Origin of the sequence: Pseudomonas sp. FP215 (genome assembly GCF_030687795.1) — a bacterium.
Classification (GTDB): Bacteria; Pseudomonadota; Gammaproteobacteria; order Pseudomonadales; family Pseudomonadaceae; genus Aquipseudomonas; species Aquipseudomonas salmasensis.
Map to the genome: position 1 here is coordinate 1871849 of NZ_CP117447.1, position 19841 is coordinate 1891689.

The 19841-nt window shown below is 59.1% G+C and carries 22 protein-coding genes; all 22 read left to right on the forward strand.

Annotation, left to right across the window (positions count from 1 at the left end; translation table 11 throughout):
* Window positions 1-116 precede the first annotated feature (116 nt).
* Window positions 117-470: an antiterminator Q family protein gene (locus PSH76_RS08510; RefSeq protein WP_034118360.1), complete on the forward strand. Its 354-nt coding sequence runs from the start codon at window positions 117-119 to the stop codon at window positions 468-470.
* A gap of 310 nt (window positions 471-780) precedes the next feature.
* Complete coding sequence (locus PSH76_RS08515) at window positions 781-1113, forward strand: phage holin, lambda family (RefSeq protein ID WP_034118361.1); 333 nt, start codon at window positions 781-783, stop codon at window positions 1111-1113.
* Window positions 1113-1445: an HNH endonuclease gene (locus PSH76_RS08520; RefSeq protein WP_034118362.1), complete on the forward strand. Its 333-nt coding sequence runs from the start codon at window positions 1113-1115 to the stop codon at window positions 1443-1445. Before PSH76_RS08515 ends, PSH76_RS08520 begins: the two co-directional genes overlap by 1 nt.
* A gap of 153 nt (window positions 1446-1598) precedes the next feature.
* On the forward strand, window positions 1599-2006 hold the full coding sequence (locus PSH76_RS08525) for a hypothetical protein (protein ID WP_201787728.1): 408 nt from the start codon (window positions 1599-1601) through the stop codon (window positions 2004-2006).
* A 2-nt stretch (window positions 2007-2008) separates the two neighbouring features.
* Complete coding sequence (locus PSH76_RS08530; RefSeq protein ID WP_068966476.1) at window positions 2009-3700, forward strand: terminase large subunit; 1692 nt, start codon at window positions 2009-2011, stop codon at window positions 3698-3700.
* A gap of 7 nt (window positions 3701-3707) precedes the next feature.
* Window positions 3708-4922 carry a phage portal protein gene (locus PSH76_RS08535; protein ID WP_305493912.1) on the forward strand — a complete coding sequence of 405 codons (1215 nt, stop codon included), beginning with the start codon at window positions 3708-3710 and terminating at the stop codon, window positions 4920-4922.
* A complete protein-coding gene (locus tag PSH76_RS08540) occupies window positions 4906-5550 on the forward strand; it encodes an HK97 family phage prohead protease (protein ID WP_005785353.1) in 645 nt (214 codons plus the stop codon). Before PSH76_RS08535 ends, PSH76_RS08540 begins: the two co-directional genes overlap by 17 nt.
* A complete protein-coding gene (locus PSH76_RS08545; protein WP_305493913.1) occupies window positions 5547-6755 on the forward strand; it encodes a phage major capsid protein in 1209 nt (402 codons plus the stop codon). Before PSH76_RS08540 ends, PSH76_RS08545 begins: the two co-directional genes overlap by 4 nt.
* Window positions 6756-6808: 53 nt before the next feature.
* On the forward strand, window positions 6809-7000 hold the full coding sequence (locus PSH76_RS08550) for a hypothetical protein (protein ID WP_005785356.1): 192 nt from the start codon (window positions 6809-6811) through the stop codon (window positions 6998-7000).
* Entirely contained in the window at window positions 7001-7300 is a 300-nt protein-coding gene (locus tag PSH76_RS08555; protein ID WP_305493914.1) for a head-tail connector protein, read from the forward strand.
* Window positions 7300-7620, forward strand: coding sequence for a phage head closure protein (locus PSH76_RS08560; RefSeq protein WP_305493915.1), 321 nt, complete (start codon window positions 7300-7302; stop codon window positions 7618-7620). The genes PSH76_RS08555 and PSH76_RS08560 overlap by 1 nt, the downstream gene beginning before the upstream one ends.
* Window positions 7617-8087, forward strand: coding sequence for an HK97-gp10 family putative phage morphogenesis protein (locus tag PSH76_RS08565; protein WP_068966478.1), 471 nt, complete (start codon window positions 7617-7619; stop codon window positions 8085-8087). Before PSH76_RS08560 ends, PSH76_RS08565 begins: the two co-directional genes overlap by 4 nt.
* 5 nt (window positions 8088-8092) lie before the next feature.
* Window positions 8093-8440, forward strand: coding sequence for a DUF3168 domain-containing protein (locus PSH76_RS08570; RefSeq protein WP_305493916.1), 348 nt, complete (start codon window positions 8093-8095; stop codon window positions 8438-8440).
* An 8-nt stretch (window positions 8441-8448) separates the two neighbouring features.
* Window positions 8449-8919 (forward strand): phage tail tube protein, encoded by a 471-nt coding sequence (locus PSH76_RS08575; protein ID WP_305493917.1) that lies wholly within the window; start codon window positions 8449-8451, stop codon window positions 8917-8919.
* Window positions 8919-9392 carry a phage tail assembly chaperone gene (locus PSH76_RS08580; RefSeq protein WP_305493918.1) on the forward strand — a complete coding sequence of 158 codons (474 nt, stop codon included), beginning with the start codon at window positions 8919-8921 and terminating at the stop codon, window positions 9390-9392. The genes PSH76_RS08575 and PSH76_RS08580 overlap by 1 nt, the downstream gene beginning before the upstream one ends.
* A 23-nt stretch (window positions 9393-9415) precedes the next feature.
* On the forward strand, window positions 9416-9721 hold the full coding sequence (locus PSH76_RS08585; protein ID WP_305493919.1) for a DUF4035 domain-containing protein: 306 nt from the start codon (window positions 9416-9418) through the stop codon (window positions 9719-9721).
* A gap of 768 nt (window positions 9722-10489) precedes the next feature.
* Window positions 10490-13681, forward strand: coding sequence for a tape measure protein (locus PSH76_RS08590; protein WP_305493920.1), 3192 nt, complete (start codon window positions 10490-10492; stop codon window positions 13679-13681).
* Window positions 13681-14019: a phage tail protein gene (locus PSH76_RS08595; RefSeq protein WP_005785361.1), complete on the forward strand. Its 339-nt coding sequence runs from the start codon at window positions 13681-13683 to the stop codon at window positions 14017-14019. The genes PSH76_RS08590 and PSH76_RS08595 overlap by 1 nt, the downstream gene beginning before the upstream one ends.
* Window positions 14016-14702 carry a phage minor tail protein L gene (locus PSH76_RS08600; RefSeq protein ID WP_068966491.1) on the forward strand — a complete coding sequence of 229 codons (687 nt, stop codon included), beginning with the start codon at window positions 14016-14018 and terminating at the stop codon, window positions 14700-14702. Before PSH76_RS08595 ends, PSH76_RS08600 begins: the two co-directional genes overlap by 4 nt.
* Window positions 14703-14709: 7 nt before the next feature.
* Entirely contained in the window at window positions 14710-15462 is a 753-nt protein-coding gene (locus PSH76_RS08605; RefSeq protein ID WP_305493921.1) for a C40 family peptidase, read from the forward strand.
* The gene (locus PSH76_RS08610) at window positions 15462-16058 is read left to right on the forward strand and encodes a tail assembly protein (RefSeq protein ID WP_232241612.1); all 597 of its coding nucleotides are present in this window, start codon (window positions 15462-15464) and stop codon (window positions 16056-16058) included. The genes PSH76_RS08605 and PSH76_RS08610 overlap by 1 nt, the downstream gene beginning before the upstream one ends.
* A gap of 9 nt (window positions 16059-16067) precedes the next feature.
* A complete protein-coding gene (locus PSH76_RS08615) occupies window positions 16068-19835 on the forward strand; it encodes a phage tail protein (protein ID WP_305493922.1) in 3768 nt (1255 codons plus the stop codon).
* Window positions 19836-19841 lie beyond the last annotated feature (6 nt).

The following is a 19841-nucleotide window of genomic DNA, read 5'->3' on the forward strand; positions in this document are numbered from 1 at the left end:
TGCGGGCCGTGGTGAAGTCTTTGGAGCGCGGGTCTAGTCATCAAGGTGAGTCCGCCCAGTACAACGAGAACAACCGCCGTGGCCCAGGTGCCACCAACTTCACAGGGGATTGAGCCATGGCCTTCACACCGAGCTTTAGAGAGCGCACTGCTGAGGATCTGCTGGAGCATTGGGGCCGCTGGGTTGTACTGGGCTCCGGCGTGTCGTGCTGCTCTTCCCGCGAGAACACCGTCCTGTCGCCAATGATCACCGACGACGATGCCCTGATGATTGATGGCTTGATGGGGCGACTGCTCAAGCGCTACCCCGAATGCGGCCAGGTGCTGATGAAGTACTACACCAGGCTCGACAGCTCCTTAATGGAGGTTGGCAAGAAGATGGGCTTCGGAGAAGAGAAGACGCGGCAGCTCTGGAAGGCGGGTGTCGCGTGGATTGATGGAGCTTTAGATATTCGTCGTCAGGCTGCTTGACAGGCCCGGGGACGATATATAGATTTAAGTTACTTTGCGGTTTTTCCGCGAGCAAAGCCCGACCCTAGAGTTGGGCTTTTTGCTTTCTGGAGATGATCAAAGCCCGGCGGCAACGTGCAGGGGTAACAGTCAGCGTGGGGACTGGAGGGAAACGCCACGACAGAGGCCTGACAGGGTCTCCATCTCCACCCACATCGAGCCTCGGCATTTGCCGGGGCTTTTTCGTTTTCGGCTCCACCACACCCATCGCGCTGAGCTGGGAGTGCTGTTGGAGCCGATCTATTCACTCCCCTAAAGGGAGGAACCTGAGATGCCGAACATGCCCGATAAGCCAGACACCTGGGTTCTTGTACTCGCGTGGCTGAGCCAGCACGCCCCGGCCTTTTATGCCGCAGGCTTTGCAATATCGATCTCTGCGCTGCGGATCATCTATGGCGGTGGCACACGCAAGGCTGCGTTCTTTGAAAGCCTGCTGTGTGGCTGCATCACATTGTCGATGCTGTCCGGCCTCGAGCTGATTGGCATCCCGCCGTCAGCTGCCGGCTTGCTTGGTGGCATGGTCGGGCTGCTTGGTGTGGATAAGGTCCGCGCCTTTGCTGATCGGGTCACCGGTTTCAAGTTGCCTGGTCGGAATGCTGATTGATGGCACGTCTCCAGACCTTGGGCAGCAGAGTCGCGACGCAGGGCAATAGGTTGGCAACGGCCGCGCCAGGCTCATGGAGAACGGGCAAGACAACTTCAAGCCAGCGAGGCTACAACTACGAGTGGCAGAAGGCTCGGCTCGTCCACCTCAATGACAACCCGCTGTGTGTGTACTGCGAGCGCGAGGGAGTGGTGAGGGCGGCCAACACGGTTGACCACGTCACCCCTCATCGAGGCGACATGACGCTGTTCTGGGACCGGACCAACTGGATGAGCCTGTGCGGCACCTGCCACTCCTCGAAGAAGCAGCGCGAGGAAGCGCAGGGCGCCTGAGTCGATCTGTAGCACGTCACTCGCACGTTGCGGCACGCCAACTCCCCGCGAAGAGACCAGGGGGTGGTCAAAATATGGGGATCGAGTTTTCTCCAGACCACTCCCCCTCTCACGCGCAGATTATTTCCCCCTTTTGAAAAAGGAATTCAGCAAATGGCAGGCGTCAAAGGCAAGAGCGGGGGCGCTCGCCCCAACTCTGGCGGCGCTCGGCCGGGTGCTGGCCGGAAAAAGAAGGTTGAGCCGGAATCAGCAAACTCATCTGCGGTCTCCGTCGAGTTCGAGGCGCAGCCACACGGCGGTGCACTGAAGCGAGAAAGGGCAGTACCGGTCCCAGCTCCAGAGATGGACATGCTTTCCTTGTTGACCAAGATCGCCCTGGGCGAGCTGGATGCCAGCCCAATACAGGTTCGGGCAGCCATTGCCGCCGTTCAATACACCCATGTCAAAAAGGCAGATGGTGGAAAGAAGGACGAGCAGCAGAAAGCAGCCGAGCAGGCCGCTGGGAAATTCTCCCGGCAGGCACCACCCAAATTAGTCGCAACGAACGGTAAGCAGGTTTAACTATGGAGTGGTCGACAGCGTGCCCCGACTGGGAGCGGCGGTTGGTCGCCCGCGAATCGATTATCCCGCCGCCGATCTTCGTGGAGGAGGCCGAGCGCGCCCTGCAGATCTTCAAGGAACTACGCGTCCCTGATCTGCCAGGTAAGCCACGGATGGCGGATTGCTGTGATGAGTGGGTGTTCAATTTCGTTCGCTGCATCTTCGGGGCCTACGATGCTGAGACTGGCAAGCAGCTGATACGAGAGTTCGGCCTGCTGATCAGCAAGAAGAACACGAAGAGCACCATCGCCGCAGGCATCATGCTCACCGCACTGATCCTGTGCTGGCGGGAGGAAGAAGAACATCTGATCCTGGCTCCAACCCGCGAGGTTGCTGACAACGCATTCAAGCCGGCGGCGGCCATGGTCAGGGCTGACGCAGAGCTGTCAGCAATGTTCCACATCCAGGATCACATCAGGACCATCACGGACCGCACCACGCGAAACTCGTTGAAGGTCGTTGCGGCTGATACCGATACCGTGTCAGGCAAGAAGTCGGGCAAGGTTTTGGTCGATGAGCTTTGGGTCTTCGGCAAGCGCTCCAATGCTGAATCCATGTTTATGGAAGCGCTCGGCGGTCAGATCTCCCGCGAAGAAGGGTGGGTCATCTTTCTGACCACCCAAAGCGACGACCCTCCCGCTGGTGTGTTTAAGGAAAAGCTGAGCTACTGGCGGAATGTGCGAGACGGCAAAATCCTCGATCGCAAAACACTGGGAATCTTGTACGAATTCCCCTTGCAGATGATTGAGGACAAGGCGTACCTGAGGTCAGAAAACTTCTACATCACCAACCCCAACATAGCCCGTTCGGTTAGCGCTGAGTGGTTGGGTGACGAGCTCAAAAAGAAACAGGGCGCCTCCGATGGCACCCTTCAACAATTTCTGGCTAAGCATCTCAACATCGAGATAGGGCTGAACCTACGCTCGGATCGATGGGCCGGCGCTGAGTTCTGGGAGGCTCAGGCGGCACCGGAAGGCCTGACCTTCGAGCAACTTATTGACCGTTCTGAGGTTGTCGACGTTGGCATCGATGGCGGTGGCCTGGATGACTTGCTCGGATTCGCCGCAGCTGGCCGCGACAAGCTCACACGGCAATGGTTGGTGTGGACGCACGCCTGGGCTCACCCGTCGGTGCTGGAACGGCGCAAAAGCGAGGCACCGCGCTTTCGAGACTTCGCCGGCAACGGTGACCTGACCTTGGTCGAGACCATCGGTGACGACGTGCAGGACGTCGCTGAACTGGTGGCCAGAGTCGAGGCTGCCGGCTTGCTCGACAAGGTCGGAGTCGACCCCTCCGGTATCGGCGCAATTCTTGACGCCCTCGCCGAGGCCGGTATTCCGGAAGAGAAGATCATCGGTATCAGCCAAGGCTGGAAGCTGAACGGTGCAATCAAGACCACTGAGCGAAAGCTCGCCGAGGGCGGCCTGGTCCATGGCGGCCAACCAATGATGGCCTGGTGCTGCGGCAATGCGCGGGTGGTACCAGCCGGAAACGCCATTTTGATCACCAAGCAGGCGTCGGGCCTGGCGAAGATCGACCCGTTGATGGCGGCCTTCAATGCCATCTCGCTGCTGTCGCTCAATCCTCAAGCCCAAAGCGGGCTCGACAATTACCTGGCTGATGGGTTCTTCGGACTCATCGGCTCGAACTCATAGGCTGAATATGGCATCTCGTTGGTACAACCCGCTGTCATGGCGCATGTTCGGCTACACCGACCCGAAGACCGGCGAATACACCGAGGTCGAAATGGTGGCTGGGGGTAAACGCACGAAGGCGGGCGTCACTATCACGTCCAAGGCTGCGATAACTATCCCCATCGTCTGGGCGTGCGTGAAGATCCTGAGCGAATCTGCCGCTGGGCTGCCGCTCAAGATCTTTGAAGATACGCCGTCGGGTCGAGTGCTGGCCGACACCAAGTCGCGGCAAGCCAGGGTGCTGAGAAAGCCTAACCCGTACATGACCAAACTCAACTTTCTAAAGTGCGCCGTGGTGAACATGGCGCTACGGGGCAATGCGTACAGCATCATTGAGCGCGCCGACAACGGTGACTGGATCGGCTTCATCCCGGTAAGTGCTGACAACGTCGAGATCGATACGTCTGATGACTTGATCTACTGGGTCACTATCGGCGGGGATCGTTCCCCGGTATCGCCAGAGAACATGCTGCATTTCAAGCTGTTCAGCATGGATGGAATCAACGGACTGTCGCCTGTTGAGTACCAGGCCGAAACGATGGGTCTCGCCAAGACCGCGCAGAACTGGTCGGCGATGTTCATGCGCAAGGGCGGCTTTACTGGTGGCTATGTCATCTATGACCAGTTCCTGACAAAGGTTCAGCAGGAACAAATCATGGCGAAATTCCCCGACGTCCGGAAGGGCGACGTCAATGACATCGGGTCAATGGGGATTTTGCAGGGAGGGCCTAAGATCGTACCCGCCGGCCTGAGCCAGAAGGACAGCCAGTTCATTGAGTCACAGCAGTTCCAGGAAGAGGCAATTGCCGGTTGCTACGGCGTACCACTGTACCTGGCCAACCGCGCAGGCAAGACCTCAATCATGGGTTCGAACCTGGAGCAGCAAACCAGCGGTTACGTGACATTCGGGCTCAAGCCCTACCTCGACGCGATCGAGGATGAAATCAACGACAAGCTCTTCCGCGATAAGCCCCAGTTTGTGGAGTTCATTGTGGAGGGGTTGCTGCGTGCGGATAGCGCGGGCCGGGCGGCCTATTACAAGGCTGCGCTTGGCGGTTCTGGTGGCTCTGGCTGGTTAAGTATCAACGCCGTCCGCGAGAAAGAAAACGAGCCCCGCCTGGCTGGCGAAGAATACGACCGGGTCACCCGGTGGGAGATGCAGACCAATGCTAAGCAAGATTGAGGTTCCCTTTGAGGTGAAGGCCAGCGATGAGCTCGGCAACTTCGAGGGCTACGCCGCGGTGTTCAACAACATCGACCTGGGCGATGACGTGATCCTTCCCGGTGCATTCACCAAAGTGAAGACCACGCGAGCGGGCCGTTTGAAGCTGGCCCTGTTCCATGACTTGACGCGGCTTGTTGGCTCTGCCGAATTCACCCAGGACGACCACGGCCTCTACATCAAGGGCAAGGTCAACTTAGCGGTGAGTTACGCCCGTGACGCCTATGAGCTGATGAAGGAAGGCACGCTCGACAGCATGTCTATTGGCTTTAACACGATCTTGGCGGCCTACGAAGAACGCGAAGGTCGAAGCGTGCGAATCATCAAACAGGCGGAGCTCTGGGAGGCATCCCTGGTGCCGTTCGGAATGAACCCGGCTGCACAAGTAACCGACGTGAAGTCGGATATCAGAATTTTTGAGAAGGCCCTGCGCGACCGCATGGGGCTCTCCCAAAAGGAGGCGGCAGCGGTCGCCTCGCTCGGCTACTCCGCAGTTCACCGCGATGGTGAGACTGAGGCCACGGCGACCGTGGAAGAGCTGAAAAAACTCTCACACACATTTGACCAATTTTTTAAGGTGTCGCCATGACCGATCCAATCCAAGAAGTAAAAAGCTCGCTCGAAAACCAGCTGAAAGAAGGTTTCGGCGGCTTGCAGAAGAAGTACGACGCTGTTGCCGATGAGCTGCAGAAGGGCAACACCGTCACCGCCGAGATGAAGTCTCAGATCGAAAACCAAAAAGGTGAGATCGAGCGTGTCATCGAGCAGGTGCAGAAGCTCGAAGAAAAGGGCATCAAGCTGCGCAACCAGAACCAGGAAAAGAAAAGCTTCATCGACTTTGTTAAGGGTAACGATAACTACCAAGCCCTGACCAAAAAGACTCAGAGCTCGGCCGAAATTGAGATCACCAAGTCCGATATGGCCAGCATGGCCGAAGTTAAGGTCACCAGCGCCGGCCTGGTTGCCCCTCAGTACGATCCTGTCATCCAGGGCGCTCCGCGCCAGAACCTGCTGATTCGCGACTTGATCCCGACCACGCCGGTAACCGGCCAGGCGTTTGCCTACTACCGTGAACTGCTGCACACCCTGGGCGCGGGCATGGTGCCAGAAGGTGGCGCCAAGCCAACCAGCAACGTGACCTTCGAGCAGGTCACCGACACCATCAAGAAGATTGCTGTATGGATGCCGGTGACCGACGAAGCGCTCGACGATGTTCCGCAGCTCTACAGCTACATTCAGGAATTGCTGCGCTTCGACCTGGAGCTGAAGCGCGAAGGTCAGTTGCTGAAGGGGGATGGCACCGGTAATAACCTGAACGGCATCATGACCCAGGCGACCGTTTTCGACCCAGCGCTGAGCAAGGCCACTGACACGGCCATCGACACCGTGCGCCGTGCGATCTACCAGGCGCGCAAGCAGTCTAAGCTGCCGGCCGATGCCGTGGTCATGTCCGATCTGGACTGGATGAACATCGAGCTGCAGAAGGACGGCGAGAACCGCTACCTGTTCGCCAACCTGCAAGGCCTTGTTACCCCGGTCCTGTGGGGCCGCCCAATCGTTGCCTCGGACAGCATGGACGAGGGTGACGGCGAAACGACCGGCGGCGAGTTCCTGACTGGCTCGTTCCAACAAGGCGCGCGGATCTACGATCGCATGGGCTTCACCATCAAGGTCGGCATGATCAATGACGACTTCATCAAGAACCAGCGCGCCATCCTGGTGGAAGAGCGTCTCGGCCTGGCCGTGCGTAAGAAGTACGCCTTCGTCAAAGGCCGCTTCAAGCACGTCGCCTAACTCAACCCAGCATCAGGGGCCTAACGGCCCCGAACAAAACTCAGGTGAATATCATGGAAATTAAAGTTCTGTGGGGCTTCGAGGGCGATCCCGAAAAGCTCAAGGTTCCAAATGGCCGAGTATCGGCCGGCACCACCCTCGACGTTGAGGACGAAGAGTTGGCGCACGCGCTGATTGGTAAAGGCCTCGCAGAAAAGGCGAAACCGGCGGCGAATAAGTCGGCCAAGCCCAACGAGACCAAGTAAATGATCGACCTGGCGCGAGTGAAGAGTCACCTCAAGGTCGATGACGATGAAGAGGATGCTCTGATCGCCGGCTACTTTGAGGCGGCCAAGTCCCACGTAGCGATGCACTGCGACAGGGAACTGGTCGAGGCGGCGCCGGTAGAACCTGATCAGATGGGAATTACCCCAGACGTTGAGCAGGCCATCCTGTTGCTGGTTGGCCATTGGTTCGCAAACCGCGAAGGCGTGGCGATGGGCACCATATCAACCACCGTACCGCTGGCTGTTGAGCAGTTGCTCATGTACAGGAAGCGTTACTGATGAGAGCCGGCCCAATGCGTCACTGCTGCATGCGCCGTGGCTACATCGACGGCAAGGATGCCCTCGGCCAGCCCTCGAAGGTTTGGGGTGACCTGGGCAAGCTCTGGGCGGAGATCAACATTCCCTCCGGTCGCATGTACGAGGCCGCGTCACAGATGCAGGTCACGGTCACCGCCGAGATCAACATCCGCTACCGCAAGGACGTGGTGGCGGGCCAGCACCTGGTGCACGACGGCACCACTTACGAAATCATCGCGCCGCTGGCCACCAACCAGCGCGACATGCTGAAACTCATGTGCAAAACGGTGAAGCCAAAATGAGCAACGGATCGCTGACAGTTCTGGGGCTTGGTGAGCTGCAGGCCGATTTCGAACGCCTGGCCAAGTCCGTGGGCAACAAGATTGCCAGGGATGCAGTTATGGCTGGTGCCAGGGTGGCCAGGGACAAGGCCCGAAGTACTGCACCAGTTCGCACGGGAAAATTGAAGAAAAACATTATTGCGGTCAGCGTGAAACAGGCTGACACGCCTGGCGGCGCTACTGCCGGTATTCGCGTAAAAAATCCAACGGGCAAACAATCCAAGGCGCTCAAGCGTCCCGGCAAAAAAGGGCGCACCTCGAAAACGGATTACGAATCACCGTTCTACTGGAAGTTCCTGGAACTGGGCACATCGAAGATGCAGGCCCATCCATTCATTCGACCATCTTGGGACGGCAGCCTGCCTCAGATCGAAAAGGCCGTTGCTGACAAGCTGGCCGAAGGCATCGACAACGCCATCACCCGGTAACCCCAATGATTGAGAAATCCCTCATCGACAGGCTTTCGCCTCTGGTCGACGGGCGAGTGTACTTCGGCGTTGCGCCGGTGGACGCCGCCCAGCCACGCCTGGTGATTCAAACGGTAGGCACCACCACCGGTTTCACGCTCGCCGGCTGGGACGGATCCAGCGACCTCGCTATTCAGCTCGACGCATGGGGGGAGAGCTTCCTCGAGGCGCTCACGCTTGCTGGCCTGGCCTTTACCGCGATGACCACGGATGGCGCCGACTTCACCACCGGCAGCGCAGACCGCCTGGCGGATGTGTTCGAGAACGACACCAAACTTTTCAGCGTGAGCTGGGAATACACCCTGCAACCATAGGAGGCCACATGGCCGTTCAAACTCCAACGAAAGCGAAGTTCGTCAAAACGCAGGGCACGGCTCTCAGCGTTTCTAAAACCACCACACTCGACCCCAAGGCCGTCGGCATTGAATGGGCCGATCTGTCCGTAACGATCAAACAGCCGCAGTTCCAGGGCGGGCAGTCGGATGAGATCGAAGTAACGGTGCTCGCCAGTGAGGCGAAAGAGTTCACCGTAGGCCTGGCCGACAACGGCACCTTCAGCATGTCCGGCAACTGGAAGGCCGACGACGAAGCACAGACCGTGCTGCGTACTGCTCGTGATGATGGCGAGCCGCGCGCCTTCAAGTCGCTGTTCAAGGACGGCTCGTCTTCAAGCTTCCTCGGTCTAGTGACCCAGTTCACCTGGGACGCTGCGCCGAACGGTACCGTCAACGGCACTTTCAACGTGCGCATCACCGGCGCCGTATCCTTCGACCTGCCTCCGGTGACTCCATAATGGCGCGCACGAAGATCGGCGCCGTGGCGGATCTGCGCTCCATGGCACTGGACCCGATGCGCAACTTCAAGCATGAGCGCCTCACCATCGACGAGTGGGAGGGCGCCCAGGTGGTGGTCAGGGCGTTGAGCGCTGGCGACTGGGTTGAGTATCGCCGCCGCGCTGCTTTGGCGGTTGCTGAAGCCCGTCAGGATGCTGGGCTTCCGGCCCAGCCTCCAGCAACTGAAGGTGTCGAGGAGGCGCCGCTTGAGCCGCGGGTGGAGATTCATTCCTCGCCGCTCTATGCATTCGTCCTGGTGCGGGCCTTGCTCGATGAGAACAATGCTCGAGTGTTCCAGGACGAGGACGTGTCTTCCGTAGCTGATGCTTTCAGCCCAGTGCATGACCGGCTCGTCGGCAAGGTTTTCGAGCTGAGTGGCGTAGCGGCCGGCGCTGGCGCGCAAGACCCGGTGGAGGCCGCGGGAAACGACTGACGGAGGAGCCGGAGTTGGCGTTTATGCTGACTCTTGCCCTCCGACTTGGCATGACGCTCCAGGACCTGCGCTCACGGATGAGCGCGGAGGAGTTGTTCCTGTGGATGGCCTATAACCAGGAGTCACCGCTAAGCGACACCCGCGGCGATATCCAGGCCTCGATCATTGCTGCTTCGGTGTTCCAGGCTCAAGGCGCGAAAGTTTCGGCTGTGGACCTGATGCCAAAGTGGAAGGATGAGGCGGCTGCGGTGGTTGATGAGGCGGCCCAGGCTGAGGAGGGGGTAGAAATGTTCAAGGCTTTCCTGATGGTCAAGGCCGAGGAGACCTAGGTCGCAGGATGAGGCTCGTTTTTCTCCGCTGTGCGGTGATAGAGTCGCTCGCTCAACAAAGGAGGTGGCGAGTGACTTTTATTTTATGGATTGTGACAGCGTTGATAGTTTTTTTTGCAATCGGCCTTTGCCGTGAGTTTGCGAAAACTACCGGGTCTGAGCGGTTATTGCGCTGGACGCTTGGCATTGGCGCCGCAATTATCGGCGGGATGTGGTGGGCGTATCTATCTTGGGCTGGCAGTCCAAATAGGGAGGTTGAGCGCGCACAGAAAGATTGTGATGACACGACAATGGCTTATGTCATGTCTCAGAACTTCGTAAAGCAACGCCTTAAGGCTCCCGGGTCAGCTGAATTCCCATATCTGAATGGCAGGGACGTTGTTTCCGTATCTGATCATAAATGCACGTTTTTTGTGTCTGCGTATGTGGACTCTCAGAATGGGTTCGGGGCGAGTATACGGACCTACTACAAAGCCACGATGACCTATGACAGGAACGAAAAGTTATGGCTAGCCCCCGAGCTAGTCATTGAGTAATCATGAAAACCCGCCTCGGCGGGTTTTTTAATGTCTGGAGAAAAGCATGGCAGGGCAAACACTTCGCTCTTTGATCGTAAGCGTTTCCGCTGAAACAAGTGCGTATCAACGCGAAATGGCCCGCGCTAGTCGCATGGGGCAGAGCTATCTCAGGACCATCACTTCTGGGAATAGGGATGCAACCAGTTCGTGGCGCTCGCAGGAAGCAGCCGTTCGCGCCCAGGGTGCGGCTATGCAATCCCTTACATCCACAGTGGGAAGCTACGCAGCGGCGATGGCTGGGGCGCTGGCGGTTGGCAATGTGGTTCAACAAGCCGACGCCTGGAACCAAGTAAACGCCCGACTGAAGCAGGCCACGACCGGCACGGAAGACTTTGCAGTTAGCCAGAAATCGCTTTTTGAGCTCAGCCAGAGGACTGGCACGTCATTTGCGGACAACGCTGGTTTGTTCAGTCGCTCAGCATCATCGATGCGTGAGTTCGGATATTCCACCTCAGACGTTCTGGGAGTGACTGAGGCCCTTTCAGTGGGGTTGCAGGTTTCTGGCGCAAGCTCTACGGAGGCATCCTCAGCTATCACGCAATTCGCTCAAGCACTGGCCCAAGGGGTACTCAGGGGAGAGGAGTTCAACTCCATCGCCGACAGTGGTGATCGGGTTCTGAGAGCGCTTGCTGCGGGGATGGGCGTTGCCAGGAGCGAGCTCAAGGCCATGGCCGACAAGGGCCTTATAACGATAGATAAGCTTGTACCGGCGCTGGTTGGGCAGCTTGGCGTTTTGAATGCTGAGTTCAAGGCAATGCCCCCTTCCGTAAGCAGGTCGACTACAGCTCTCACAAATGCTTTTCAGGCTTGGATTGGAGGAGCTGACACTGCAACCGGCAGCACAGCGGTGCTTTCTGGCGCGATTGATCTTGTCGCCAAGAATATGGATGTCCTGGCTGCGTCGGCCCTAACAGCGGGCGCTGCGTACGTCGGCTTGAAGTCAGGTGAGCTAATCAAAGGACTGCGCGACCAGGTTAGCGCCTTGCGCGAGGCCCGATCCGCCGAAATAGGCCGGACTACTGCTCAGCTTGATGCGGCTACTGCTGCCGCGCGCCGTACTGCCGCTGAGTTGGTAGCTGCGGAATCCCAGGTAGCGGCGACGAGGTTTACTGACGCCCATACAGCCGCGCTTAGCCGCCTTCGTCTCGCCAGGCTGGCGGATACCCAAGCGACAGCAGCGCAAACAGCCGCACAAGCCGCTCAAACTGCCGCTACCTCGCTGGCTGGCCGTGCAGGGTCAGCGCTTCTTGGAGTCATGGGTGGCCCTGTCGGTCTGGCGGTCACAGCTGGCGCAGTGGCTGCAAGCTATCTGCTTTTCCGCGATAACAGCGACAAGGCCCGCCAGGCTTCCGTCGACCTCAAGCGGCCCGTAGAGGAGTTGCGCAAGGAATTTGCAGCGCTGGGCAAAGAGCAGGCCAGGTACAAGCTTGATGGAGTGATTCAGCAGCAAGCCGACGCCCAAGTGGCGGCGCAGAAAGCACTGCGCGAGATCCGCGCTGCCGCTCAAGCCAATGACAAATGGGGCGATACCTACTCCGCCAACCCATTTCAGCGCGACCGGGCGGTAACGGACTTCAATCGCCGCATTGCCGGCGGCCAGGGTATTGACTCGGCAAGCCAGCAACTGGTCGCAGCAATCGGCTCAAACGAGGAGATGACCAAGGCTATTAATGCTTCTGCATCCGCGTACGGCGAAGCGATCAAAGCCTCTGGCGATTACGGCGACGTCGCCAATATGCTCTCCGCCCGCCTGAACGATGTGGCCACCGCTGCCGGCCAAGCTGGCGCCGGGCTGAAAAAGATTGCGGGGCCCGACAAGAAGACTATTGAGGGCTGGAACACCTACACAAAAACGCTCGTTGAGCGCTTGAACTCCGTCAGGGATGGGGGCGACCTGGTTGGCGAGGTGAACCGGAGGATTGAACGGGAGGGCGTTGACCCCGGTACTGCCGAGGGCTGGCGCATCCTAGCCGGCGCGATCAAGGGTTCTGAAACGGCGGCCAAGGCTTCTGAGGAGGCCCAACAAAAAGCCAAGAAAGCCTCGGAGGATATCCAGCGGCAAGCTGAGCAGCTCAACAATGCATACAAGCAAACCCTGGACAACCTTACCCAGCAGGTCGCGCTTTACGGTGAGACAACCGAGATAGGGCGTCTCCGCTACGAGCTCTCCACGGGCGAGCTGTCGAAGCTGTCGGAGAAAAACAAGGTCATGCTTCAGGGCAAGGCGATTGAGCTTGATGCGCTAAATGCCAGAAAGGCCTATGACGGCCTGATGTCTAGCCTTCAAACCAAAGAGCAAGCCCTGCTCGCAACGACGAAAGAGCGGATGCAGGTGCTTGAAACGGCCAACCGTGCCGGCAAGCTATCGTCGGACGACTATCGCGCTGGCGCTGATGCCATCTCGAAAGCCACGGTTACCGAGGCGCCGGAGTTCGGCGGCATCGACTCCTCGGTAGGTGGACCCTCCGGGGAGCTTGTAAAGATCGCCGAGGCTGAAGCAGCGCTCAAAAAGTGGCACGACAAGCAGCTGTCCATGCAGGCAGATCTGCGCGATCAGATCCTGGCCGACCAGCAAAGCACCAACGAGCAGAAGCTCGCCGCCGAGCAGCAGTACCTGGACCGAGTCGTCGAGATCAATCAGACGAACCAGGCGCGGCTTTCTGACATTCAGGGTGCCTACAAAGTAGCTGTGATCGGCACCTTCAGCGAACTGTCGGGCCAGGCCGCCGACATGGTTGGCAAGATCGCTGGCGAGCAGTCCGGCGCGTACAAGGCATTGTTTGTAGCGCAAAAGGCGTTCGCGGTGGCGTCGATCATCATGAACGCGCAGATCGCTGCAGCGAAGGCACCGGCGGAACTGACCATCCTGGGCGGTATCCCGGTGGGCGCGGCGCTGCTTGCTGCGGGCTATGCCAATGCGGGCATGGTCGCCGGCATGGCGCTGGCCGGCTTCTCTGAGGGTGGCTATACCGGCCCCGGTGGCAAGTTTGAGCCGAAGGGTGTGGTTCACGGCGGCGAGGTCGTCATCCGCAAGGAAGTGGTCGATCAGCCTGGGATGAAGGATTACCTCATCGGCCTGAACCGTAGCGGTAAGCCGGGCTACGCAACCGGCGGATTCGTCGGAAGCCCGGGCATCTCGCCGACCTTCACCGCTCCATCTGTCGCAGCAACCGCCGGCTCAGGATCGGCGCCGGAGATCCACTTGCACATCAATGGCGACGGCTCGGGCGGAGCTGTCAATGCTCCCGAAGGATACGAGCAGATGGGCATAGCGTTGTTGGCCACCGCCCGTTCCGAAATGCCGAAGATCGCCCGGCAGGTGATTCAGCAGGAAAAAGGCCAGAACGGCCTACTTGATCCAAACAATCGGAGAAACAGCTGATGGCAGAAGTATTCAACTGGTCGCCCCGGGTTGGCTCATCCGGTGACGACCAGCCTGACGTGCTTGAGTCGAAGTTCGGCAACGGCTACAGCCAGCGGTTATCGGTCGGAATAAATAATGTCGCTGGCGCCTACACCGTTTCCTTCACGGGCGGTGAGGCTTACATCAAGCCGATCCGGGAGTTCTTCAAGCGGCACAAGGGGGCAAATCACTTTCTGTGGACCCCGCCGCTTGAGGTTCAGGGGGCGTTCATCACCACCGGAGGCTGGCAGCTGCAAACCCACGGCAACAAGAAGTACACCCTGAGCACCACCTTCCAGCAGGTATTCAATCCATGATCACGTTGGACGACCAGAAGCTAGAGCCCGGCGCGATCATCCAGTTGATCGAGCTGGACGGTGAAGCGCGCGGTATGGGCATTTTGCGGTACCACGCACACCAGCAGTCCACCCCGATCATCTGGAAGGGCGACGTTTACATGCCCCGACCTTACGAAACAGGTGGGTTCGGGCGAAGCGTCGAGGGCAACAACTCCACGCCCATGCTGAAGATCAGCAACATCGACGGCACGATCACCGCACTCTGTCGGCGCTTCCAGGGGATGAGCGGGGTAAAGCTGACGGTTCGACAGACGTACGCGAAATACCTGGATGCAGCGAACTTTCCAGAGGGCAACCCTACGGCCAGCACCATGGAGAGGCTCGACATCTCCTATATCAACCAGGTCACCAGCTTGTTGCGCGAGGAGGTGGTGTTCTCGCTGGCCCCTCCGACTGCTGTTAAAGGTCAGAGGTTGCCGGGCGGCCTGATCATGAACCGGTGCGAATGGTGCCTTTGGGGCGAGTACCGCGGCCCGGACTGCAACTACACCGGGATCAAGATGTTCGACCTCGACGGCAACCCGGTGGACGACCCGGCGCTGGATCGCTGCGGCGGCCGGCCGAGTGATTGCGAATTACGTTTTGGCAAGGGCAACCCCTTGTCGTTCGGTGGCGCACCAGGCGCCGCGCTGATCGGATAAGCAAACCATGAACAAGACGATGCTGAAACAAATTCAGGCCCACGCTGAGGCGGAGTTTCCGAAGGAAAGCTGCGGCGTGGTGATTCGAGAGGCCGGGCGGCTGAAGTACGTTCCCTGCCGCAACGATGCCAAGACGCCGAGCGAGCACTTCATCATCAACCCTGAGGATAAGTGTGACGCTGAGGACCGTGGCGAGGTGACGATGATCATTCACTCTCATCCCGACGTTCCACCCATGCCGAGCATGACCGATCGTGTCAGCTGCGAATTGCATGAAAAGCCGTGGGGTATTGTGAGCTGGCCGTCTGGCGAGTACTTCGAGTTCAAGCCTGATGGTTACCAGGCCCCGCTGGTTGGCCGCGAGTTCGGCCATGGTCTGCTGGACTGCTATGCCCTGTGCCGCGATTACTATGAGCGCGAGCATGGGATTGAATTGCCGAACTACCCACGCCGGGACGGCTGGTGGAACGATGGTGAGAGCCTCTACGAGAAATACTACAAGGAGGCCGGTTTCTATCCGGTTTCGATGCCGCGCAAGGGCGACATGATCGTCATGCAGATCAACGCCGCTGCACCGAACCACGCAGGAATCTATCTGGGTGACGGTTTGCTGACCAGCGCCCCGGAACTACACCCGGCCCCGGGCACCTTTCTGCATCACCGCTACAACAAGAAATCCACCCGAGACGTGTACGGCGGCATGTGGGCTGATTACACCGTGCTGATTCTTCGGCACCAACGAATGCCGGAGGTTGACTGATGGCAATGAAAACAACGGTTAACCCGCAACCCCTAGTGGTGCTGGTGATGCTTTATGGTGTGCTGGGCGCACGATTTGGCCGGGTACACCACCTGGCCGTGACGTCATGCGCTGAGGCGATTCATGCGTTGTGCGTGAAGATCCCCGGCTTCAGACGGTTCTTGCGCTTTTCGGAAGAGCGCGGTCTGACCTACGCAGTGTTCCGGGGGAAGAAGAACCTGAGCGATACCGAGATTGAGATGCGTCAGGACACCGTTGAGCCGATCCGCATCGCGCCAATGGTGATCGGCAGCAAGGGAGGCGGCTTGTTCGCCACGATTGCCGGTCTTGCCCTGGTGGTGATCGGCGCGATCACCCAGCAGTACTACTTGGTAGCGGCTGGCGCGGGCCTGATGATTGGCGGCATCGCCATGAGTATGTCCCCGTCACCGGTTGGCGTGCTGGACAAGGAGGGCGACGGCAACAGGCCTTCCTATGCGTTCGGTGGCGCTGTCACCACCACGGCCCAGGGCCGCTGTAAGCCACTTCTGTATGGCGAGCGCGATATCGGCGGCGCCCTCATTTCGGCCGGGGTCTTCTCGGAAGATCAGCAGTAAGGAAAAACCATGTCCAAAATCGCAACAGCGCCTGCTGTAAAGCATCGGCGCCGGCCTACTGCTGCCCGCGTTTTGGGCGCCAAGGGCGGCGAGCAGAAGCCGTACACGCCCTACAAAGCACCCGACACCGCGCTTTCTGTCGCGACCGTGAAACTGCTCTATGCCTTGAGTGAGGGGCCAATTATTGGCCTGGTCGATGATAGACGGTCGGTAAAACTCAACGGCACGCCGCTGGTCTCGCCTGACGGTAGCGAGAACTTCCCCGGCACCATTTGGGACTTCCGCCCGGGCACTGTGGACCAAGAACACATCCCAGGCTTTCCGGCCATTGAAAACGAGGCGTCCCAGGGGTTGCCGGTTGAGCTGAAGTCGGACAACGCCTGGACGCGCGCTATCACTGATCAGCAGTTGTCGGCGGTACGCATCCGCTTGTCGTGGCCGCAAATTTGGCAGGTGAAGACGAATGGCGACCAGATCGGCTACCGCATCGACTACGCCATTGATCTTTCCGTAGATGGTGGAAGCTATCAAACGGTTTTGTCAGCGACCCTGGACGACAAGGGGACGACTGAATACGAGCGCACCCATCGAATCGATCTCCCTGAAGGCTTTACCAGCGCATTGGTGCGCGTGCGTCGGCTCACACCTAACCGCAACGACTCCAACTTTGCAGACCTGATGCGTATCAAGGGGCTGACAGAGGTAATCGACAAGAAGCTGCGCTATCCCAACCTTGCGCTGGGCGGCCTGCAGTTCGATGCGAAGCAGTTCCAGGACACGCCGAAGGCCAGCTTCCTGATGCGCGGCCGCATTGTGCAGGTGCCAACCAACTACAACCCGGAGACTCGAACCTATACAGGTGACTGGAACGGCACTTTTAAGCTTGCCTACACCAACAACCCTGTCTGGGTATGGCGCGACCTGCTGTTACACCGTCGCTATGGCCTGGGCCGTCGCATCACCGCCGACATGGTGGACCATTGGACGCTGTACGAGATCGGCCGCTATTGCGATGTAATGGTTCCAGATGGGAAGGGCGGCATGCAGCCGCGCATGACAACCAACGTCTACATTCAGGATTCAGTTGAGGGCTACGCACTCCTTTCGGACTTGGCCAGCGTGTTCCGTGGGAGCAGTTGCTGGAACGGTTCCCAGGTCACCATGGTGGCGGACATTCCCGGCAACGAGGACGGCTACGTCTTCACGCGCTCGAACATCATCGGTGAATTTGAGTACGTCTCTGCGGCGCTTCCTGATCGCCATACACGGGCGAAGGTGGCCTGGGACAATCCTGAAAATGAGTTCAAGACACAGCCGGCCCCAGTTACCAATGAAGAGTTGATCGGCGAGCTTGGGCACCGGATGCTGGATATCTCACGCTTCGGCTGCACCGTGGAAGGGGAAGCAATCCGCCACGGCATTTGGGCGCTTAAGTCGGAGCAGTATGAGGAGTGGTCGGTAAGCTTCACCGCCGGCATGGAGGGCCGCAACGTCGAGCCCGGCCAGATTATCTGCGTAGCTGATGAGATGTTCTCTGGCCGTGCAAATGGTGGGCGCATCAGTGCCGCGACCAGGCGCGTGATCACGCTCGACATCGACGCCGAAGTGCACGAAGAGGATCGGCTGATCCTCAACCTGCCCAGCGGCAAGTCCGAAGGGCGCATTGTGAAGTCGGTCTCCGGCCGCCTGGTCACCGTCATGGCGGACTATTCGGAACTCCCAGAGCCGGAGTGCAGCTGGTCCGTGGAAAGCGCTGACCTGGCCGTGATGCGCTTTCGTGTACAGACCATCGAGCCGCAAGGGCTGCACCAGTTCAAGATAGCGGCCACTCAACATGAGCCGCTGAAGTACCAGGCAATCGACACGGGTGCACGGATTGACCCGCAGCCGACGAGCATCATTCCCCCCGGGGTGATGTCTCCGCCGCAGAACATCGGCATTGAGGCGCGCAGCGTCGTGTCGCAGGGCATTGCTGTAACCAGCATGCGTATTACTTGGGATTCGGTGCCGGGGGCTATTGCGTATAACGTGGAATGGCGCAAGGACAGCGGCAACTGGATACGCCTGCCGCGCACGGGGAGCCTCGGTGCGGATGTTGAGGGGATCTACAGTGGTCGATATGTGGCCCGTGTCAGTTCGGTTAACGCAATGGACGTGGCGTCTATCTGGGGCACCAGTTCCGAGGTGGTGCTGACAGGCAAGGTAGGCCTTCCGCCTGCGGTGTCGTTCCTGACCACCACCAGCGAGCTGTTCGGCATCGGCATCAAATGGGGCTTCCCTGCTGGCGCCGAGGATACCCAGCGCACCGAGCTTTGGTACGGTCCGGCGAATAACCTGCCGGCCGCGACGAAGCTGGCCGACCTGGCATATCCGCAGGCCGACTACCGGATGCAGTCTCTGCTGGCGGGCGCCACGCTGTTCTTCTGGGCGCGCCTGGTGGACCGTACCGGCAACATCGGTCCGTTCTATCCGGTGGTGAATGGGGTGATGGGCCAGGCCAGCTCGGATGCTGGGCCGATCCTTGAGCAGATCAAAGGGCAAATCGACGAGACGTCCCTGGGGCAACTGCTCAACGAACGCATCAACCTTATCGACGGCAACGGCCCTGGCTCGGTCAACGGTCGCATTGAAGCAGCCAAGGATGAGCTGGAAGGGCTGATTGACCAGATCGTCGACGCGCTTGAGTACGTCCCTGCGAAGGAATACGCGCTTAACGATATCGTGCGCATGGGTCAGCACCTGTATCAGGCCAACGGCCCGGTACCGGCAAACAGCCCGCCACCGAACGCCACCTACTGGACCGACATCGGCACGGTAACGCAGACGGTGAATGCCCTGGTAACCCAGGTTCAGCAGAACTCGGCGACGATCAACCAGCATGGCCAGGACATCATCGCCCAGGCGCAACAGCTCAATGCGGTGAAGGTTACGGTCAACGACCCAGTAACCGGCGTGAACGCGACGGCCAGCGGGTTAAGCACCCTCATGGCCACGGTTACCACGCTCGACGGCAAGGTCACCACCACGGCGCAGCGGGTTGACGGCATTTACTTGCAGGTCAACCCACCGCTTCAGGGGGATGACACGGCGCTGATCGGCTCGGACGAGAGCTATGTCGGCGTCTGGTCTGTTCAGTCCGCCCTGATCGAGGGCGACCTGGTGCAGGGGCAGCGAACCGACACAGTGGAAGTGAAGGTGGCCAACAATGCCGCCGCAGTCGTAGCCGAGCAAACCGCCCGTATCAATGCCGACGGCGCGTTGTCGTCCAGCATTGAGACGGTCAAGAACTCGGTTAACGGCAACACCCTGGCTATCCAGACCAACACCACGGCAATTCAAACGGTCGACGGCAAGGTCACGGCGAACTGGTCGGTGCGGATGCAGTACGAAACCGCCACCGGCCTCTACAAGTACGCTGGTATCGGGCTCGGGTTAGAGAACGGGCCTGGCGGGTTGCAGTCGCAGTTCATCATCGACGCCGACAGGTTCGCCATCGGCCAAGCTGGTTCGGTGCCGTTTGCCGTCCAGGGAGGGCAAACGTTCATTAATGCTGCATTCATCCAGGACGGTACGATCACCAACGCCAAGATCGGTAACTACATCCAGTCGAACAACTATGACCCAGGCAAGACGGGTTGGAAGTTATTCTTCGACGGGACATTTGAAATGAACGGCGTTGTTCCTGGTCAGGGCAGAGCAACGATGACTAATCGCTCGTTGCGCTTCTGGGACAACGGTAATATCAAACGCGTCCAAATTGGAGACTTGAGCGAATGAGTTTCG

Bases quoted from the DNA above. Each gene is read 5' to 3' on its own strand.
- PSH76_RS08510 (WP_034118360.1), top strand. From the start codon at position 117: ATGGCCTTCACACCGAGCTTTAGAGAGCGCACTGCTGAGGATCTGCTG.
- PSH76_RS08515 (WP_034118361.1), top strand. From the start codon at position 781: ATGCCGAACATGCCCGATAAGCCAGACACCTGGGTTCTTGTACTCGCG.
- PSH76_RS08520 (WP_034118362.1), top strand. From the start codon at position 1,113: ATGGCACGTCTCCAGACCTTGGGCAGCAGAGTCGCGACGCAGGGCAAT.
- PSH76_RS08525 (WP_201787728.1), top strand. From the start codon at position 1,599: ATGGCAGGCGTCAAAGGCAAGAGCGGGGGCGCTCGCCCCAACTCTGGC.
- PSH76_RS08530 (WP_068966476.1), top strand. From the start codon at position 2,009: ATGGAGTGGTCGACAGCGTGCCCCGACTGGGAGCGGCGGTTGGTCGCC.
- PSH76_RS08535 (WP_305493912.1), top strand. From the start codon at position 3,708: ATGGCATCTCGTTGGTACAACCCGCTGTCATGGCGCATGTTCGGCTAC.
- PSH76_RS08540 (WP_005785353.1), top strand. From the start codon at position 4,906: ATGCTAAGCAAGATTGAGGTTCCCTTTGAGGTGAAGGCCAGCGATGAG.
- PSH76_RS08545 (WP_305493913.1), top strand. From the start codon at position 5,547: ATGACCGATCCAATCCAAGAAGTAAAAAGCTCGCTCGAAAACCAGCTG.
- PSH76_RS08550 (WP_005785356.1), top strand. From the start codon at position 6,809: ATGGAAATTAAAGTTCTGTGGGGCTTCGAGGGCGATCCCGAAAAGCTC.
- PSH76_RS08555 (WP_305493914.1), top strand. From the start codon at position 7,001: ATGATCGACCTGGCGCGAGTGAAGAGTCACCTCAAGGTCGATGACGAT.
- PSH76_RS08560 (WP_305493915.1), top strand. From the start codon at position 7,300: ATGAGAGCCGGCCCAATGCGTCACTGCTGCATGCGCCGTGGCTACATC.
- PSH76_RS08565 (WP_068966478.1), top strand. From the start codon at position 7,617: ATGAGCAACGGATCGCTGACAGTTCTGGGGCTTGGTGAGCTGCAGGCC.
- PSH76_RS08570 (WP_305493916.1), top strand. From the start codon at position 8,093: ATGATTGAGAAATCCCTCATCGACAGGCTTTCGCCTCTGGTCGACGGG.
- PSH76_RS08575 (WP_305493917.1), top strand. From the start codon at position 8,449: ATGGCCGTTCAAACTCCAACGAAAGCGAAGTTCGTCAAAACGCAGGGC.
- PSH76_RS08580 (WP_305493918.1), top strand. From the start codon at position 8,919: ATGGCGCGCACGAAGATCGGCGCCGTGGCGGATCTGCGCTCCATGGCA.
- PSH76_RS08585 (WP_305493919.1), top strand. From the start codon at position 9,416: ATGCTGACTCTTGCCCTCCGACTTGGCATGACGCTCCAGGACCTGCGC.
- PSH76_RS08590 (WP_305493920.1), top strand. From the start codon at position 10,490: ATGCAATCCCTTACATCCACAGTGGGAAGCTACGCAGCGGCGATGGCT.
- PSH76_RS08595 (WP_005785361.1), top strand. From the start codon at position 13,681: ATGGCAGAAGTATTCAACTGGTCGCCCCGGGTTGGCTCATCCGGTGAC.
- PSH76_RS08600 (WP_068966491.1), top strand. From the start codon at position 14,016: ATGATCACGTTGGACGACCAGAAGCTAGAGCCCGGCGCGATCATCCAG.
- PSH76_RS08605 (WP_305493921.1), top strand. From the start codon at position 14,710: ATGAACAAGACGATGCTGAAACAAATTCAGGCCCACGCTGAGGCGGAG.
- PSH76_RS08610 (WP_232241612.1), top strand. From the start codon at position 15,462: ATGGCAATGAAAACAACGGTTAACCCGCAACCCCTAGTGGTGCTGGTG.
- PSH76_RS08615 (WP_305493922.1), top strand. From the start codon at position 16,068: ATGTCCAAAATCGCAACAGCGCCTGCTGTAAAGCATCGGCGCCGGCCT.